At 64.3% G+C, this 16733-nt stretch carries 18 protein-coding genes and 1 tRNA gene; 12 read left to right on the top strand and 7 right to left on the bottom strand.

Going from position 1 to position 16733, the window contains the following annotated elements; genetic code table 11:
- Window positions 1-78 precede the first annotated feature (78 nt).
- The 4 genes from E3N85_RS15820 to E3N85_RS15805 all read right to left on the bottom strand — a co-directional run bounded on the left by E3N85_RS15820 (window position 79) and on the right by E3N85_RS15805 (window position 3526).
- Complete coding sequence (locus E3N85_RS15820) at window positions 79-330, bottom strand: SHOCT domain-containing protein (protein ID WP_134464894.1); 252 nt, start codon at window positions 328-330, stop codon at window positions 79-81.
- Between the two features lie 390 nt (window positions 331-720).
- A complete protein-coding gene (locus E3N85_RS15815) occupies window positions 721-2013 on the bottom strand; it encodes an ABC transporter permease (RefSeq protein WP_134464892.1) in 1293 nt (430 codons plus the stop codon).
- The gene (locus E3N85_RS15810; RefSeq protein ID WP_134464890.1) at window positions 2010-2750 is read right to left on the bottom strand and encodes an ABC transporter ATP-binding protein; all 741 of its coding nucleotides are present in this window, start codon (window positions 2748-2750) and stop codon (window positions 2010-2012) included. The genes E3N85_RS15815 and E3N85_RS15810 overlap by 4 nt, the downstream gene beginning before the upstream one ends.
- A 125-nt stretch (window positions 2751-2875) precedes the next feature.
- Window positions 2876-3526, bottom strand: a complete 651-nt coding sequence (locus E3N85_RS15805; RefSeq protein WP_134464888.1) for an MBL fold metallo-hydrolase — start codon at window positions 3524-3526, stop codon at window positions 2876-2878.
- 164 nt (window positions 3527-3690) lie between these two features.
- On the opposite strand from E3N85_RS15805, the gene E3N85_RS15800 reads away from it, so the two are divergent.
- From E3N85_RS15800 to E3N85_RS15785, 4 genes are all read left to right on the top strand, one after another.
- Window positions 3691-3763: transfer RNA gene (locus E3N85_RS15800), tRNA-Glu, on the top strand.
- 93 nt (window positions 3764-3856) lie between these two features.
- Window positions 3857-4564, top strand: coding sequence for a histidine phosphatase family protein (locus E3N85_RS15795; RefSeq protein ID WP_134464886.1), 708 nt, complete (start codon window positions 3857-3859; stop codon window positions 4562-4564).
- Window positions 4565-4573: 9 nt separating this feature from the next.
- The gene (locus tag E3N85_RS15790) at window positions 4574-5131 is read left to right on the top strand and encodes a DUF3090 domain-containing protein (protein WP_134464884.1); all 558 of its coding nucleotides are present in this window, start codon (window positions 4574-4576) and stop codon (window positions 5129-5131) included.
- Window positions 5131-5916, top strand: a complete 786-nt coding sequence (locus E3N85_RS15785) for an SCO1664 family protein (protein WP_134464882.1) — start codon at window positions 5131-5133, stop codon at window positions 5914-5916. Before E3N85_RS15790 ends, E3N85_RS15785 begins: the two co-directional genes overlap by 1 nt.
- Window positions 5917-5928: 12 nt before the next feature.
- On the opposite strand, the gene E3N85_RS15780 is transcribed toward E3N85_RS15785, so the two are convergent.
- From E3N85_RS15780 to E3N85_RS15775, 3 genes are all read right to left on the bottom strand, one after another.
- A complete protein-coding gene (locus tag E3N85_RS15780; protein WP_134464880.1) occupies window positions 5929-6405 on the bottom strand; it encodes an iron chaperone in 477 nt (158 codons plus the stop codon).
- Between the two features lie 30 nt (window positions 6406-6435).
- Window positions 6436-6567, bottom strand: coding sequence for a hypothetical protein (locus E3N85_RS17005; protein ID WP_255453910.1), 132 nt, complete (start codon window positions 6565-6567; stop codon window positions 6436-6438).
- Window positions 6568-6629: 62 nt separating this feature from the next.
- Window positions 6630-7775: a class I SAM-dependent methyltransferase gene (locus tag E3N85_RS15775; RefSeq protein ID WP_134464878.1), complete on the bottom strand. Its 1146-nt coding sequence runs from the start codon at window positions 7773-7775 to the stop codon at window positions 6630-6632.
- Between the two features lie 327 nt (window positions 7776-8102).
- Between E3N85_RS15775 and E3N85_RS15770 the strand changes: the two genes are divergently transcribed.
- The 8 genes from E3N85_RS15770 (at window position 8103) to E3N85_RS15735 (ending at window position 16626) form a co-directional block, all read left to right on the top strand.
- A complete protein-coding gene (locus E3N85_RS15770; RefSeq protein WP_134464876.1) occupies window positions 8103-9128 on the top strand; it encodes a TerC/Alx family metal homeostasis membrane protein in 1026 nt (341 codons plus the stop codon).
- A gap of 37 nt (window positions 9129-9165) precedes the next feature.
- The gene (locus tag E3N85_RS15765) at window positions 9166-9957 is read left to right on the top strand and encodes a PP2C family serine/threonine-protein phosphatase (protein ID WP_134464874.1); all 792 of its coding nucleotides are present in this window, start codon (window positions 9166-9168) and stop codon (window positions 9955-9957) included.
- Window positions 9958-10122: 165 nt separating this feature from the next.
- The gene (leuC, locus tag E3N85_RS15760) at window positions 10123-11583 is read left to right on the top strand and encodes a 3-isopropylmalate dehydratase large subunit (RefSeq protein WP_134464872.1); all 1461 of its coding nucleotides are present in this window, start codon (window positions 10123-10125) and stop codon (window positions 11581-11583) included.
- 1 nt (window position 11584) lies between these two features.
- Complete coding sequence (gene leuD / locus E3N85_RS15755) at window positions 11585-12205, top strand: 3-isopropylmalate dehydratase small subunit (RefSeq protein WP_134464870.1); 621 nt, start codon at window positions 11585-11587, stop codon at window positions 12203-12205.
- Between the two features lie 179 nt (window positions 12206-12384).
- On the top strand, window positions 12385-13692 hold the full coding sequence (murA, locus tag E3N85_RS15750; protein WP_241978562.1) for a UDP-N-acetylglucosamine 1-carboxyvinyltransferase: 1308 nt from the start codon (window positions 12385-12387) through the stop codon (window positions 13690-13692).
- A gap of 25 nt (window positions 13693-13717) precedes the next feature.
- Complete coding sequence (locus E3N85_RS15745; protein WP_241978557.1) at window positions 13718-14488, top strand: 1-acyl-sn-glycerol-3-phosphate acyltransferase; 771 nt, start codon at window positions 13718-13720, stop codon at window positions 14486-14488.
- A gap of 37 nt (window positions 14489-14525) precedes the next feature.
- Window positions 14526-15629 (top strand): NAD(P)H-dependent glycerol-3-phosphate dehydrogenase, encoded by a 1104-nt coding sequence (locus E3N85_RS15740; protein WP_134464866.1) that lies wholly within the window; start codon window positions 14526-14528, stop codon window positions 15627-15629.
- Entirely contained in the window at window positions 15529-16626 is a 1098-nt protein-coding gene (locus E3N85_RS15735) for a D-alanine--D-alanine ligase family protein (RefSeq protein WP_134464864.1), read from the top strand. Before E3N85_RS15740 ends, E3N85_RS15735 begins: the two co-directional genes overlap by 101 nt.
- Window positions 16627-16733 lie beyond the last annotated feature (107 nt).

Here is a 16733-nt window from a genome sequence, read left to right as displayed (position 1 = left end):
AACCCGTTCCACCCACAGCTGTGCCTGCAATCCCCACCCCGCCGAGGACCAGGGCGCTCCGGCGACTGAGATCGGGCACTACCGGCCCTCCTCGAGCACCCGCAACTGATCACGGAACTGCTCCGCAGTGAGCTCCCCCCGAGCGAATCGCTCCTCGAGAATCTGCCTGGCACTGACCGCACCAGCTTGCCTGGGAGCGGATCGCGTGCCATCGCTCCCGGACTTGTTCGACAGTAACCGAACAATGACATAAATGAGCACGGCGACGCCTGCCAGGGCCAGCAGTCCGAACCCCCAGGACCATCCCATACTTCCGTTACCCCACATCATCTGAGTTACTTCCTTCCGTTCACTGATCCGCAATGCCACCATATACCCCTAGCGGTATAAATTGTCGTCTTGTGAAAGCCGTGACTTGCAGCACTGGAAGAACTCGCTGGAGGCATTGACCTGAGGCTGTCGGCCTGCGTGCGGGTCTCCATGCCGGAACGAAAAACGAGCCGGAAACCCCGCAAAGCGACCGGTATCGGACCATACGCATCCCTACTGGCGCATAGCGTGGAAGGCTTGACAACCGCGGAAAACCGCGGAATTCTGCGCCAGGAGCTACAGGCCAGTGTCTACAGGCCAGGAATGAACAGCGCGACCGTTCGATCGAGGGACTCGGTCAGGGCCGATGCCAGGACCGCGTCGTCTTCGGTGTCGGTGGGCGGTACCGCGCTACTCGTACCGCAGCGACTCGATCGGGTTTTGCTTGGCCGCCCGCTGGGCCGGCAGCGTGCCGGAGAGAAAAGCGATCAGCATGACCAGACCGATGACGAAGGCCACGGATGCCGGCTCGAACAGCAGAATGTTCAACCCGGGCAACCCCGAGAGCAGTCCCTGTGACAGCACAGCACTCAGGGCCGAGCCGAGACCGATGGCCACACCGGCCCCGATGGCACTGCCGAGGAACCCGATGACGATGGCCTCGAGGCTGAACAGGGTGTACACCTTGCCGCCGCTCATACCCATGGCCTTCATCAGACCGATCTCCCTGGTACGTTCCTGCACGCTCATCAGCAGGGTGTTGATGATGCCGAACGCCGCGGCGATCAGGGCAATCACGGCGAAGGCGTTGAGCACGCCGACGATGCCGTTGATCACCGTCTGCACGGCCCCCAGCTGGTCCGCAATGGTGCTCGCGGTGTAGCCCTCGGCCGCGAGATCCGCCTTGAGCGCGGTGACGGCATCCGCTGACAGCGCGGTGTCGAAGTGAGCGACAGCCACACCGTAGCTCGTGACCGCGGTCTCGATGCCGCCGGACTGCGCATCGGCCAATTCGGCGATCAGTGCGTCGTTGGCCCCCGCGCCCGAAGCGAGCAGGCTCTCGAGTGAGACGCCGACGATGGTGGCATTCACGGTGTGCTTCTCGCCGAGAATATCGGTGATGCCGATCGAAACGGATGCCCCCACCGCGTCGTCCGCCGACGCGAACCCGAGCGGCTTCACAAAGGTGTCGGGCAGCACGAGCTGCGCCTCGGTGGCGCCGCCATCGAGCTGCGCGCCCGCCGTGAGGTCGGCCGTGGTGACGGCCGAGGTGGCGTTGATGCTGAACTCGTACTGCGATCCGGAGTCGTATTCGATGTAATCGGGCAGCACCGATCGGATCGGATCGACCGAGACGATGCCGGCGGTATCGCCGATCGTCGTGAGGTCGGCGGCCGTGAGCGCCTTGGTCGTGGTGCCGGGAGGCCCCTGCTGGCTGGGGACGGATGCCGAACTGCTCGCGTCGTACTGGACCGGGCCGTCTTCGGCAGTGGTTGCGTCGCTCGCCTGCGTGATGATGAACACGTCGGGGGAGCCCAGGGAGCCCACCTGGGCGTCGACGTACTGACTGACTCCGGCGCCGACGGCATTGGTGAGTGTGAGCGTGAAGGCGCCGACGAAGATGGCCAAAACGGTCAGGGTCGTGCGGAGCTTGCTGCGAAAGGTATTGGAGATCGCGGTGGCGACGAGGTCCTTGGTTCTCACGCTGTACCTCCGCCGATGACAAGTGCGTGGGCACCGGGGTTGTGTGTCTGGGCAGCGTGCGACACGACGAGTCCGTCGCGAATGTAGATCTGGCGGTCACAGCGGGCAGCGAGTTCCTCGTCGTGGGTGACGATGACGAGCGTGATGCCCTGGTTGCGATTGAGCTCGAACAGAATGTCTTCCACCACGGCGCCGGTGGCGGTGTCGAGGTTTCCGGTCGGTTCGTCGGCGAAGATCACCCGTGGCGCATTGACCAGGGCGCGACCGATCACGACACGCTGCTTCTGACCGCCCGAGAGGGTCGTGGCCTTGCTGTTGGCCTTGTCGGCCAGTTCGAGCTGTTCGAGAACTTCCATGCCGCGGCGGCGGCGCTCCTTGCCGCCAACGCCGGCGATCTTGAGCGGCAGAATGACATTTTCGAGCACACTCACGTTGGGAGTGAGAAAGAACTGCTGAAAAACGAAGCCGAACTCTTTATTGCGCAGCTCGTTGACCGCGCGCTTGGCGAGCGACTTGGCCTCTCTGCCGGCAACCTCGAGCGTTCCTCGGTCAGGCTCGTCGAGCAGCGCGAGCAGGTGCATGAGGGTCGATTTGCCTGACCCGCTCTTTCCAACGATGGCCACGGTCTCGCCGGGTGCGATCTGAACGGAGACGCCTTTCAGAGCGTCGAAACGGCTCGCACCCGACCCGTAGGATTTCTCCAGGCCCTGCGCATCAATTACCCACTCGGAGTCCATCGTGCTTCCCTCGGTTCTGTGCGACCCACATGGGCCACATGTGCAGTAACTGCACTCTAAATTGCAGTCGCCGCAAGTTGACTGATGGCGGGTCGTTTTCGAGCGGATGCGGCAGCCGGGTGGGTCTACAAGTCGAGGCTTTCACCCGGTTCCAGCGGGAAGAACTCACCGCCGCCCTGTTCGGTGACGCCTTGAATTCGCGCATTCGACAAGTCTTTTCCGGCGCGGGAGAGCAACATCTCGTGGGTAGTGAAGCTGCGCTTGGGCTTCACGGCCAGAACGTAGTCCATCGCCTCACTGAGTTTCATCCAGGGCGCTGCGGCCGGTACGGCGAGCGTGCCGACCTCGACCCCCTCGGGAATCGTGAAAGCGTCCCCGGCGTAGTACAACTCGTCATTGACCATCACCCCCACGTTGTCGATGACCGGGATCGATTCGTGGATGACCGCGTGCGTGGCTCCGAAGAAACGCAGCGTGAATGGAGCGACCAGGACGGTATCGCCGGCCTGCACCGTCGTGACATCGAGATCGGCGTTGACGGCGGCAATGGCCCGAGCGACGCCGGCCGGCGCGAAAATACGCAGGTCGGAGTTCATTTCTACGATGCGGCCGAGCTGATCGGGGGTCCAGTGGTCGGCGTGTTCGTGGGTGATGACCACGGCAACGGCATTCGCCGTGTCGCTGAGCGCACTGGTGAACGAACCGGGGTCGATGTAGAGCTTCTTGCCAGACAGTTCCAGGATCAGGGCGGCGTGTTCGAGCTTGGTCAGTTTCATTTCCCGAGCTAACCCCGATTCGCGTCGTGGCGCAACGGCATCCGCTTTCTGGACGTCGTTCCTGCACGCACGAACGGGGTGACGACCACACGCGGCGACGCGCCGCGTGCGCTCGGTTTGGATGTGCCCTCGTGCGTGTGGCATACTCGGTAAGTTGCAAAAACGGCCCCATCGTTTAGCGGCCTAGGACATCGCCCTCTCACGGCGGTAACGCGGGTTCGAATCCCGCTGGGGTCACAATTGCCCGGTTGCCTTCTTCTGCGAAGGCGCCGGGTTTTCTTGTTTTAAGGCCGTCGCGGGGTGTGGTCCGCCGTGTATAGGCTCGTCACCATGGCCACAGTCATTCTCGTGCGACACGGTCGCACCACAGCCAACGCCGATGGAGTGTTAGCCGGTCGTACCCTCGGGGTCAGGCTCGACCAGTTCGGGCGTGACCAGGCCGCCCGTACGGGGGAGCGACTTGCCCCCGTTCCGCTGGTCGGTGTGGTCTCCAGTCCGCTGGAACGGTGCCGACAGACGTCAGACCAGATTCTTGAACGTCAGCCTGGCTCACTGGTGACCTCGGTGGAGGAGGGGATCACGGAGTGCGATTATGGACTCTGGCAGGGTCGCACCCTCCATGACCTCGCTCACGAAAAACTGTGGTCGGTCGTGCAAACGCAACCCTCAGCTGCCGTTTTTCCCGGTGGCGAGTCGATGGCCACCATGCAGGCCCGCTCGGTCGCCGCCATTCGACGCCGCGATGCGGAGTTCGAGTCGGAATATGGACCCGATGCCGTGTGGGTGGCGGTCAGCCACGGTGACATCATCAAGTCGATCCTGGCCGATGCGCTCGGCATGCACCTCGACCTGTTCCAGCGCATTTCTGTCGGTCCGGCCTCGGTGTCGATCGTGCGCTACGGGCCCAATCGTCCCAATGTCATCGCCACCAACACCGACTCCGGCGACCTGTCCTGGCTACGCGCGAGTAGTCCCGGAGCCGACGCGCCGGTCGGCGGCGGGGCCGGTCCTGAGGCGCCACAGAGATTGCGCTCCTAAAATATTCATATGCCCACAATCGTCTACGAATTTGCCTGGCCTGATCGCGTCGTCATCGGCACGGTCGGGCTGCCCGGATCACGCACGTTCTACCTGCAGGTGCGCACCGGAGCCCAAATTGTCAGTATCGCCCTGGAGAAACAGCAATCTGCGCTGCTCGCCGAGAAGCTCACCGAGCTGTTGGAGCAGCTGATGACGCACGACGGCAACCCCTTCAGCGTGCCAGCCACCACGCCCATCGAACTCGTCGACAACGACCCACTGGAACAGCCGGTCGAGGAGCAATTTCGCACCGGCACGATGAGCCTGGGTTGGGACCCGCGCACCGCGCAGGTCGTGATCGAGGCGTATCCGCTCACGCCGGACGACGACGAGGACGCGGACGAGGACAGCGCCCCCGATGCGCAGCCAGCGGAAATGCTGCTGGTACGCCTCCCCGTTGGCACCGCCCAGGCCTTCGCGACACGTACCCGCGAAGTGGTGGGCGCCGGCCGACCCATTTGCGTTCTCTGTGGCACACCCGTCGACGCAGCAGGGCACGTCTGCACCCTCCCCGGCGATAACTGATGGTGCCGGAGGCCGAGCGGGGCAATGCGGATCTGGTCAACGCGGGTCTCGAGCTCACCGGACGCATCCGGACGGCCTCGAATGCGACCTTCCTCGGCAGCATCGGCGGTATCGCGGTCGTCTACAAGCCCATCGCGGGCGAGCGTCCATTGTGGGACTTTCCCGACGGTGACCTGGCCCACCGCGAAGCCGCGGCCTACCTGGTCTCGGAGGCACTCGGCTGGAACGTCGTACCGCGCACCTGGTTGCGCGATGGTCCCTTTGGCGTCGGCATGGTGCAGCTCTGGCAGGAACCTGATCCCGAACAGACCGCCGTCGACCTCGTGTTGACCGATGCAGTCCCGGATACGGGCTGGCGTCACGTTTTGGATGGTCAGGACGAGCAGGACCGTGCGGTCAGCCTCATCCACGAGGATTCTGCTGCCCTGCGACGGATGGCAGTCTTCGATATCGTCGTGAACAATGCCGATCGCAAGGGTGACCACATTCTCGCCATGACGAACGGACACCGTCACGGCGTCGACCACGGACTCACGTTTCACGTTGACGACAAGCTGCGTACGGTTTTGTGGGGCTGGCTCGGCGAAGATTTCACCGGCGACGAGCTGGCCGGAATCGAACGGGTACGCTCGCAGCTGGCGGGCGAGCTCGGCGAGACGCTCACTGGGTTCGTCAGCGGCCTCGAGGCCGCGCAGCTTGCGGCGCGCTGCGACCGGTTATTGGCCGAGCGCCGCTTTCCCGCCCCGCGCCGTGACCAGTCAGCCGTGCCCTGGCCGCTGTTCTGAAGCGGGCGGTGATCAGCTCACAGCCCGCGTCAGGAGGGCTGCGATCGTTGCTTCGTCGGCTTCGCTCAGCCCCGTCAGGGCGAAGGCTGTCGGCCAGATCGTTCCGTCGTCGAGGTTCGCCTCATCGTTGAAGCCGAGCGTGGCGTATCGCGTCTTGAATTTCTGTGCGCCCTGAAAGAAGCAGACGATGTTGCCGTCTCTGGCATACGCGGGCATCCCGTACCAGAGCTTGGGTGACAGGGCCGGTATGGTCGCCATGATCACGGCGTGAAGGCGCTCGGCGAGAACGCGATCAGCATCGGGCATCTGGGCAATCGCAGCGAGTACCGCGCTCGTGTCCTCCGCCTCCTTGTTCGTTGCCCGGCTGCGGCGCTTCTCTGCCCGCAGTTCGGCGGCGCGCTCCTTGATGGCAGCCCGTTCCTCCTTCGAGAAGCCCTCTGACGGTTCGCCGCTGGCCGCGGCAGTGGCGGGCTTGTGCACGTTCTCCATGGCAGAATCTCCAATTCTCAGATCGTCGGCTCAAACGCCGAGCAGGACTAACACGTGGCAGACGACGTAGACCGGCCAGACGATCGCCTGGAGCAGGCCGAGGATGACGCCCCAGAACGAACCATCGCCGCCAGAGTACCCGCCGAGACCGCCCGGCAACACCCGAATGTCAGCCGGTTTGCAGCGCGCTTCGTCACCCCGCCAGGCCGGCGGAGTTTCGCGAGTCAGCGGGCTGGTTCGCCGGCCGTGAGACGCCAGAGCGAGGTGACTTCGTTTCTCCGCACCGCGTGCAGCGGGTCGTTCGTGTCGCTTGCGCGGGAGTGCCCGGCGGGTGCTTCGAGCGCACCGAGCACCCGGAGGCCGGCGGCATCGATCACGTTCATGAGGTCGTCACGGGAGCGGAGCCCGACCAGTTCGGCGAAATCCGAGAGCACGAGCCAGGCTTCACCACCGGGTTGCAGATGGTCGAGCACACCGGCCAGAAATCCTTTGAGCATGCGCGAGCCGGGGTCGTAGACGGCCGCGTCGAGCAGTGAGTGTGCGGTCGCCGGAATCCACGGCGGGTTGCAGACGATCAGATCGGCGCGCCCGTCGGGAAACAGGTCGGCCAGCTGCACCTCAACCCGATCATCGAGCTTCAGCCGCGAGACCGTTTCCCGAGCGGATGCGACGGCGCGCGGCTCAATATCAGTCGCGACCACCCGGGGCACACCCCGGGTGGCGAGCACCGCCGCAAGCACCCCGGTACCGGTGCCGATGTCGAAGGCGACCCGTGGCGTGCCCAGCGGAGCGCTGGCCACGAGGTCGACGTATTCGCTGCGCACCGGAAAGAACGTGCCGTAGTGCGGATACACCTTGGCGTTCAGCGCGGCGACGGGAATGCCCTTGGTGCGCCACTGGTGCGCGCCGATCGTGCCGAGCACCTCGTGCAGCGACACAACGGATGCCTCGGTGATGCTTCCATAGGCATCAACCGTGGCCGCGACCACGTCCGGAGCCCGGCGCAACCCGATGACGTTGCCGTCATCCAATGGAACGAGCAGCAGGCCGAGAATCCGCGCCCGGTGCGAGCGATTCTGGCGATAGCGGTAGAACAGCTCGGCGGTCGTGCGCTCGATGCGATCCGGGCGCGGCCGCGTGCGGTGCTCCAGGGCCGTCAGAATCTGGCGGGCATTCTGGAAGTCCCCGTTCCAGAGCATCGCGACACCCTGCGAGGCCAGCCGGTAGGCGGCATCCGCTGTGATGGTGTCGTCGACGGGCACGACGCGCTTGGGAGCCGACGCACCATTGGCCGATTGCCAGAGGGCGGAGGCAGCATGACCGTCCTGGGACCAGCCGATGTATTCGCGCGGGGTGTCTGCGGCCGTCATCGGAGCCGGTCCATAGTCATAGCCTTCAACTATAGGCCGCGGCGAGGTACGCCATCGATGCTCGCCTGCGTCGTGGCGACCGGCCCCGGCAGCCACTCGCAGCTGGCCGGGTGCGCGTGCGGGCCGTTCCACTGATAAGATTTTCCAAGCGAAGGGGAGTATCCCTCTGGGCCCGATCGGGTTCTATGTCGCGATCGTCAATACGGGCCGCGCAGTAGGGGCCCCGGTCGTGGTGGCATCGATGGGCTCCGTTCGGGTGTTCTCGGTGCGGGAGAGACTTTCGGGTTTTTGCAACACCCGACTCCCGTCATTTCTTGAAAGGCCCCCGTGGAACTCGCACTCCCTCTTTGGTTCGAAATTGGATCCCTGATCCTCTTGACCGTCATCCTCGTCGCCGACCTGCTTATCGTCTACAAGCGTCCGCACGTTCCCAGCATGCGAGAAGCCAGCCTCTGGGTGGCGTTCTATGTCGGGCTCGCCCTGATCTTCGCCTTGCTGATGCTCCTGCTCGGCGATGCCGAGCATGCCGGCCAGTTCCTGGCTGGCTGGCTCACCGAGTACAGCCTGAGCATCGACAACCTGTTCGTCTTCGTCATCATCATGGCCCGGTTCTCGGTGCCAAGAAAGTATCAGCAGGAAGTGCTGATGGTGGGCATCATCATCGCCCTCGTGCTGCGCGGAATCTTCATTCTGCTCGGCGCCCAGCTGATCGAAAGCTACAGCTGGATCTTCTATATCTTCGGCGCGTTCCTGTTCTACACCGCCGTCAAGCAGGCGTTCTCGTCTGAGGAAGAAACGGAAGACAAGGAAAACGGTCTCATCCGTTTGCTCCGTCGTCGCATTCGCATCTCGTCGGAATTCGACGGCTCCAAGGTGCGCACCCGGATCGACGGCAAGAAGGTCTTCACTCCGATGTTGATCGTGTTCATCGCGATCGGCACGACCGACCTCATCTTCGCCCTCGACTCGATTCCGGCGATCTTCGGAATCACGACGAGCCCGTTCATCGTGTTCACGGCGAACATCTTCGCCCTGATGGGCCTGCGCCAGCTGTACTTTCTGCTCGGCGGACTGCTCGAACGACTCGAGTACCTCAAGTACGGTATCGCCGTCATTCTCGGCTTCATCGGTGTCAAGCTCGTGTTGCACGCACTGCATGAAAATGAGGTCGCGTTCATCAACGGTGGTAACCCTGTTGAATGGGCTCCGGAAATTGGCACCTGGACCTCGCTCGGCGTGATCATCGGAAGCATGGCCGTGGCCACCATCGCGAGCCTGATCAAGGCGCGCCATGATGCCAAGAAGCGTGGACACACGCTGGCCGAGGAGATTTCGGCTAACGTTCACGAATGATTGATGGGGGCCGCGCGTCGGCGAACGGGGGATGGCCATGACTCTGAATCAGCGGAGCACGATTGAAGTCGCCACCGCCACCGCCCGGCTCTCGTTCGTCGCGCGGTCCGAGGTCGGCAGCGTGCGCAAGATCAATGAAGACAGCGTCCTGGCGCAGTCTCCGCTCTTTCTCGTTGCCGACGGCATGGGGGGCCACGCCCAGGGAGACGTCGCCAGTCAGACCGTGCTGCGGGTGTTCGACGAGCACATTGCGCGCGACCTGCCGTCGACTCCGGAACGTATTCTCGATGCCATCCACTCCTCGAACGATGCGGTGCGCGATCTCAGCGCCGCCGATGACTACGGCACCGCAGTGTCGGGTACGACCCTCGCCGGCATCGCCTTCGTCGATGCCGGCGACGATATCGGCTACCACTGGATGGCCTTCAACGTCGGCGATTCCCGTGTCTACACCTGGGCCGAAGGCGTACTGACCCAGCTGTCGATCGACCATTCCGCCGTGCAGGAGATGGTCGACGCTGGCCTGATTTCGACCGAAGAAGCCGAGAATCACCCCGAACGCAATGTCATCACGCGGGCGATCGGCGCCGACGAGTTCGTCGACGCCGACGTCTGGCTACTGCCGGCCCTGGGAGAGCACTCTTTCCTGATCTGCTCGGACGGGCTGACCAAAGAACTCGACGACGCGGCGATCGCGCGCATACTCGCCATGGACATCGGCTCGGATGCAGCCGGGCGCAGCGTCGCTGACGTTCTCGTCGATGAAGCCATCGACCATGGCGGGCGCGACAACGTGAGTGTCGTCTACCTGGAGTCGACGTTCGACTGACGCGTTCGACGGGCTGCGCGCGAGCCGGGTTGCTGGGCGAGGTGTTAGCCTGAACCCGTGGTGCTGAGTCGACTTCTTCTGTGCCGCGACGAGTCCCTGTCCTGAGGCCTCACTCGTCGCGGAGTTCGGCGTGGCTGCCATCGATTCGTGAGGAAGACGCTCAAAATGACCAACGTGATACCCGCTTCGCAAGTTAGCTCCCGCACCGGCCTGCGCACGATCGCCGAGAAGGTATGGGACCGGCACCTTGTCACCAAGGGTCAGGATGGCACGCCCGACCTGATCTACATCGACTTGCACCTGCTGCACGAGGTGACCAGCCCTCAGGCTTTCGATGGCCTGCGCCTCGCCAATCGAGCCCTGCGTCGCCCCGATTTGACGATCGCGACCGAAGACCACAACACGCCAACGCTCGCCATCGACCGGCCCATCGCCGACCCGACCAGCCGCACCCAGATCGAGACCCTGCGTCGCAACTGCGCCGAGTTCGGGGTGCGCCTGCACTCACTCGGTGACATCGAGCAGGGCATCGTGCACGTCGTCGGCCCGCAGCTGGGGCTCACCCAGCCCGGCATCACCGTGGTCTGCGGCGATTCTCACACGTCAACTCACGGCGCATTCGGCGCCATGGCGCTGGGCATCGGAACGAGCGAGGTCGAGCACGTCATGGCCACCCAGACGCTGCCGCTGAACCCGTTTAAGACGATGGCCATCACGGTCAACGGCAGGTTGCGTACCGGGGTTACCGCGAAGGACATCATCCTCGCTGTGATCGCCAAGATCGGAACCGGCGGGGGAGCCGGCTACGTGCTCGAATACCGTGGTGAGGCCATTCGCGCCCTCTCCATGGAGGGCCGCATGACCATCTGCAATATGTCGATCGAGGCCGGCGCCCGCGCCGGCATGGTCGCTCCCGACCAGGTCACCTACGACTACCTGCAGGGTCGCACCCACGCGCCCCGCGGGGCCGACTGGGACGCGGCCGTCGCCTACTGGCAGACCCTGGCCACCGATGACGGCGCGACCTACGACGCCGAGGTCATCATCGACGCGAACGAGCTCGAACCGTTCGTCACCTGGGGCACCAACCCCGGACAGGGCGTGTCCCTGAGCGGATCGGTTCCCAACCCCGCCGAAATCGTCGACGCCAACGAGCGTTCCGCGGCCGAGCGGGCCCTGGAATACATGGACCTGCGGGCTGGTACTCCCATGAAGCAGATTCGGGTCGACACCGTTTTCCTCGGCTCGTGCACCAACAGCCGGGTCGAAGACCTGCGCGCTGCCGCCGAGATCATCAAGGGCAAAACCAAAGCCGAGGGAGTGCGCATGATGGTTGTGCCCGGCTCTGCCCGGGTGCGCATCGAGGCCGAAGCCGAGGGACTGGACAAGATCTTCCTTGATTTCGGAGCCGAATGGCGTTTCGCCGGCTGCTCGATGTGCCTCGGCATGAACCCCGACCAGCTCGAACCCGGCGAACGCTGCGCCTCAACCAGCAACCGCAACTTCGAAGGTCGTCAGGGCAAGGGCGGGCGCACCCACCTGGTGTCGCCCCTCGTCGCGGCGGCCACGGCCATTCGCGGTACGCTCAGCAGCCCGTGGGACCTCGTTTCGGATGGAGACCAGTAGCATGCAGAAGTTCACCACCGTCACCGGCATCGCGGTACCGCTGCGCCGGTCCAACGTCGACACCGACCAGATCATCCCCGCCGTGTACCTCAAGCGTGTCACGCGAACCGGCTTTGAAGATGCCCTGTTCGCGGCCTGGCGGCTCGACCCGGATTTCGTCATCAACAAGAAGGAATACCAGGGCGGTCGCGTGCTCATCGCCGGCACCGACTTCGGCACCGGCTCCTCCCGCGAACACGCGGTGTGGGCCCTGCGCGATTACGGCTTCGACGTGGTCCTCAGCCCCCGGTTCGGCGATATCTTCCGCGGTAACTCCGGCAAGCAGGGACTGCTCGCCGGGCAGATCAGCGAAGCGGATGCCGACACCCTGTGGAACCTGATCGAGTGTGACCCCGGGATTGAGCTGACCGTGGATCTGGTGAGCAAAACCGCGCGTGTCGGCGATCTGACCGTGGATTTCGAAATCGACGATTACACTAGGTGGCGGCTGCTCGAAGGTCTTGATGACATCGGGCTGACGCTGCGTGACGAAGCGCGAATCGATGAATTCGAAGCGACGCGCGAGTCGTGGCTGCCCCGCACCCTTCCCGCGCTGTCCGTCGAATCGACCTCTACGCCTTAAATTGCACTAGTTTGCATGGCGCTAATCTGCACCAGGACAGGTATTTTGTGAGCACTCTCAGCGACGCCCGGCGTGATCAAGAGGCGAAGGATTTGAACGAAGCCAGGCGCCACGACGACGCCAACGAGCGGGGGAGCGCTCAGAACCATGGAGCATCCGTTGGCCTCAGCTTCGATAAAATCACCATTCGCGGCGGTATCCCGCTGGTCGGCCGGATCGAGTTGAAGGGGGCGAAAAACCTCGTCACCAAGGCCATGGTCGCCGCCCTGCTCGGTGAAACCCCCAGCGTGCTCAAGGACGTTCCGAACATCAGCGATGTTCGAATCGTTCGTGGGCTGCTCGAAGTACACGGCGTCAAGGTGACAGAGGGCAACGAACCGGGTGACCTCATTCTCGACCCGGTCAACGTGGAGAGCGCGCACTTCGCCGCCATCGACGCCCACGCCGGATCCTCGCGCATCCCCATTCTGTTCTGCGGACCGCTGCTGCACCGGCTCGGCGAGGCGTTCATTCCTGACCTCGGCGGCTGCCGCATTGGTGACCGACCGATCGACTTTCATCTCGAGGTGCTGCGCAAGTTCGGTGCTGTCGTCGAGAAGCAGCCCAACGGCATCCGCATGTCGGCGCCGAACGGTCTCAAGGGCGCCAAGCTCGAGTTGCCCTACCCGAGCGTGGGAGCGACCGAGCAGGTGCTGCTCACCGCGGTCCGGGCCGACGGCATCACCGAACTCAAGGGTGCGGCGATCGAGCCCGAGATCATGGATCTCATCAATATTTTGCAGAAAATGGGCGCCATCATCACGGTCGACACCGACCGGGTGATTCGCATCGAGGGCGTCGAACGCCTGACGGGCTACCATCACCGTGCGCTGTTCGACCGTAACGAAGCGGCGAGCTGGGCTGCCGCTGCCCTCGCGACCAACGGCGACATCTTTGTCGGCGGTGCCCGCCAGCCCGAAATGCTCACATTCCTCAACGTCTTCCGCAAGGTCGGTGGCGCTTTCGACATCTGCGATGACGGCATCCGTTTCTATCATCCCGGCGGCGACCTCAAGCCCGTCATCATTGAAACGGATGTTCACCCCGGCTTCATGACGGACTGGCAGCAGCCGCTCGTCATCGCCCTGACGAAGGCGCACGGCACGTCGATTGTGCACGAGACGGTCTACGAGCAACGCTTCGGCTTTGTCGATGCGCTCGTCGACATGGGCGCGACCATCCAGATTCACAAGGAATGCCTCGGCGGGCATCCGTGCCGCTTTGGTCAGCGCAACTTCAACCACTCGGCCGTCATCACCGGCCCGACCAAGCTGCACGGCGCCGACATCGTCGTGCCCGACCTGCGTGGTGGCTTCAGTCACCTGATCGCGGCGCTCTCCGCCGATGGCACCTCCACGGTCAGCAACGTGGGAATCATCAGCCGCGGTTACGAGAACTTCATCGGCAAGCTGCGGCTTTTGGGGGCGGACTTCGATCTCGAAGGATAATGGGCGCGTGCCTGAAAATAATGCCGTGCCAGAATCCCCCGCGCCACCGACCCGAATACGTTCGGAGAAGAGCCGGCCGTCGGCGTTCTGGATTCTCGCCGGGGTGATTCTGCCGGTGATGAACCTCGCGGCTCGTTACGAGATCATCGATGCTCACAAGTTTCCGCGCAGCGGTGCGTTTGTCTTTTCCCCGAACCACTACAGCGAGATCGATCCCGTAGTCATGGGCGTCGTCGCGTGGAAGCTGGGGCGGCTGCCGCGGTTTCTGGCGAAGGCATCCGTTTTCAAGATTCCTGTGCTCGGCTGGGTGCTGGGCAAATCGGGCCAGATTCCGGTGCAGCGCGGCGGGTCGGTGCGCGGCAGCGAACCGGTCAAGGCCGCGCAGCGCCTGGTCGCGAAGGGCCAGATGGTGGTCGTGTACCCGGAAGGCTCGCTCACCCGCGACCCCGACCTGTGGCCGATGCGCGGTAAGACCGGCGCCGTGCGCATCGCGCTCGAGCAGGGGATTCCGATCGTGCCGGCCGCCCACTGGGGCACCCAGTACCTGATGGAGCGGTATTCCAAGAAGATCAACCTGTTTCCGCGCAAGACCATCACCGTGAAAATCGGCGACCCGATCGACCTCGCCCAGTTTCAGGGCCGCAGCCTCGACACGGCCACGCTCAACGAGGCGACCGCGGTCGTGATGGTGGCCATCACCGCGCTGCTCGAAGACCTGCGCGGCGAGAACGCTCCGGCCAAGCGGTGGAATCCGTCGGAGCACAACCAGAAAGAGACCGGTCGTTTTGACGCCTAGAACCCTCCCGCAGCCCAAGATTGAGCCAGGCACTCGGGTGGCCGTTCTCGGGGCCGGCAGCTGGGGAACGACCTTCGCCAAAATTCTGACGGATGGCGGTGCCGACGTCGTTCTCTGGGCCCGCCGTCCCGAATTGGCGCGCGAAATCTCCGAAGCACGCCGCAATAGTGACTACCTGCCGGGGGTGAATCTGCCGGTCGGCCTGCGCGCAACGAGCCGCCTCGACCTGGCCCTGGCCGGCGCTGAAATGGTCTTCGTCTCGGTGCCGAGCCAGTCGCTGCGCGAAAACCTGAAGCAGGTCGAGCCCTACCTGGCCGAGAACGCGATCATCGTCTCGCTCATGAAGGGAGTCGAGCGCTCGACCGGTATGCGGATGAGTTCGGTGATCGAGGAGGTGCTGCGCATCGGCCCCGATCGCATCGCGGTGATCAGCGGGCCGAACCTCGCGCTCGAAATCGCCAAGGAACAACCCACCGGCGCGGTCGTCTCATCTTCGAGCCTCGAAACCGCGCAGGCCGTGGCGAAACTGGCCACCAACCGGTACTTCCGCTCTTATATCAACACCGACGTCATCGGTACCGAGTTCGGTGGGGTGCTGAAAAACCTCATCGCGGTCGCCATCGGCATCGTCGACGGTGTCGGTTTTGGCGAAAATACCAAAGCCTCGATCATTACCCGTGGTTTGGTTGAAATGACCGACTTCGCGGTCGCCTACGGAGCCCAACCCGAGACACTGGCCGGCCTGGCCGGCCTGGGCGACCTCATTGCCACCTGCCAGTCGCCGCTGTCGCGCAACAACACGGCCGGGCGGCTGCTCGGGCAGGGCTACAGCATCCACGATGTCGTCACGCAGATGCAGCAGACCACCGAAGGCCTCGCCTCGGTGAAACCGGTCCTCGAACTCGCCCGCGCCAAGGGCGTGGAGATGCCGATCGTCGAACAGGTCCGCCAAGTGCTGGACGGCACGCTCAATCCCCGCGACATTGCGCCGCACCTCACAACTGACTCCGGCGAACCGCAGGGCGAAAGGACACTTGACGATGGACAAGCTCACGGTGGTGCTTCTCTTTGGGGGGCGTTCCAGCGAACATTCGATCAGCTGCGCCACGGCGGGCGGGGTGCTGGCAGCCCTCGACCCTGAGCGCTACACGGTCATCCCGGTTGGAATCACCCGGGACGGTGCGTTCGTTCTCGAAGACAACGACCCGGCCAAGTTTGCTTTGAACGCCTCGGCGTTACCGGTTGTCGCCGACAACGGCACCCGGGTGCGCTGGCCGGAGAGTTCGTCCAGCCGGGAACTGACCGTGGTCGACGCAGCTGGTGCGCGCTCGCTCGGCTCTGTCGACCTGGTATTCCCGATTTTGCATGGACCGTTCGGCGAGGACGGCACCATTCAGGGCATGCTCGACCTGCTCGGCCTGCCGTATGTCGGGTCGGGAGTTCTCGCATCCGCTCTGGGTATGGACAAGCACTTCGCCAAGACCGTCTTTCAACAGGCCGCGCTGCCGGTTGCGCCGTGGCGCACCCTGACAGCGGATGACTGGGCAGCGGCCCCCGGCATGGCCTACACGGCCCTCGAGCAGCTCGGCCTGCCGGCCTTTGTGAAGCCGGCGCGTGCCGGGTCGAGCGTCGGCGTCAGCCGGGTGTCGACGCCAGACCAGCTGGCCGACGCCATGACGGTCGGGCTCGCCGAAGACAACAAGGTGCTCATCGAATCCGGGCTGGTCGGCCGGGAGCTGGAGATTGCCGTGCTGCAAGGACGCCCGGGGGAAAAGACCCGCGCCTCCGCGGCCGGCGAGGTCGTCGTGTCCGGTCGCGACTTCTACGACTTTGCCGCGAAGTATCTGGGCGCGTCAGGCGTCGACCTGGTCTGCCCAGCGCCCCTGTCCCCGGCCGAGCTGGCCGAGGTGCAACGGCTGGCCATTGCCGCCTTCGAGGCGATCGGCGGCGCGGGCCTGGCCCGGGTTGACTTCTTCTTCACGGCGACCGGTTGGGTGATCAACGAGATCAACACCATGCCCGGGTTCACGAGCATCTCAATGTTTCCGAGCTGCTGGCTAGCAAGCGGCTACACCTACCCCGAGTTGATCGACGAACTCATCGCGGTGGCCATGGCCCACGCCCGGCACGGGTTCTGAGGGGACTCGCCCATGTTTCCCGAGGTTCTCGGGAGCCTGCGGGTACCACGCCTCGGCTGCGCGCGGCCCGGACCACGCCCGACGCTGCAACGGGCGAGATCGTCCCG

The sequence above is a fragment of the Cryobacterium sp. Hz9 genome (assembly GCF_004402825.1).
Taxonomy (GTDB): domain Bacteria; phylum Actinomycetota; class Actinomycetes; order Actinomycetales; family Microbacteriaceae; genus Cryobacterium; species Cryobacterium gelidum.
This window is presented reverse-complemented; position numbering and strand designations above follow the sequence as displayed.

Coding starts and splice junctions, on each gene's coding strand:
- E3N85_RS15790 (WP_134464884.1), top strand. CDS start 4,574: ATGCCCACAATCGTCTACGAATTTGCCTGGCCTGATCGCGTCGTCATC.
- E3N85_RS15820 (WP_134464894.1), bottom strand. CDS start 330: ATGATGTGGGGTAACGGAAGTATGGGATGGTCCTGGGGGTTCGGACTG.
- E3N85_RS15765 (WP_134464874.1), top strand. CDS start 9,166: ATGACTCTGAATCAGCGGAGCACGATTGAAGTCGCCACCGCCACCGCC.
- E3N85_RS15735 (WP_134464864.1), top strand. CDS start 15,529: ATGGACAAGCTCACGGTGGTGCTTCTCTTTGGGGGGCGTTCCAGCGAA.
- E3N85_RS15780 (WP_134464880.1), bottom strand. CDS start 6,405: ATGGAGAACGTGCACAAGCCCGCCACTGCCGCGGCCAGCGGCGAACCG.
- E3N85_RS15805 (WP_134464888.1), bottom strand. CDS start 3,526: ATGAAACTGACCAAGCTCGAACACGCCGCCCTGATCCTGGAACTGTCT.
- E3N85_RS15775 (WP_134464878.1), bottom strand. CDS start 7,775: ATGACGGCCGCAGACACCCCGCGCGAATACATCGGCTGGTCCCAGGAC.
- E3N85_RS15785 (WP_134464882.1), top strand. CDS start 5,131: ATGGTGCCGGAGGCCGAGCGGGGCAATGCGGATCTGGTCAACGCGGGT.
- leuC (WP_134464872.1), top strand. CDS start 10,123: ATGACCAACGTGATACCCGCTTCGCAAGTTAGCTCCCGCACCGGCCTG.
- E3N85_RS15810 (WP_134464890.1), bottom strand. CDS start 2,750: ATGGACTCCGAGTGGGTAATTGATGCGCAGGGCCTGGAGAAATCCTAC.
- E3N85_RS15795 (WP_134464886.1), top strand. CDS start 3,857: ATGGCCACAGTCATTCTCGTGCGACACGGTCGCACCACAGCCAACGCC.
- leuD (WP_134464870.1), top strand. CDS start 11,585: ATGCAGAAGTTCACCACCGTCACCGGCATCGCGGTACCGCTGCGCCGG.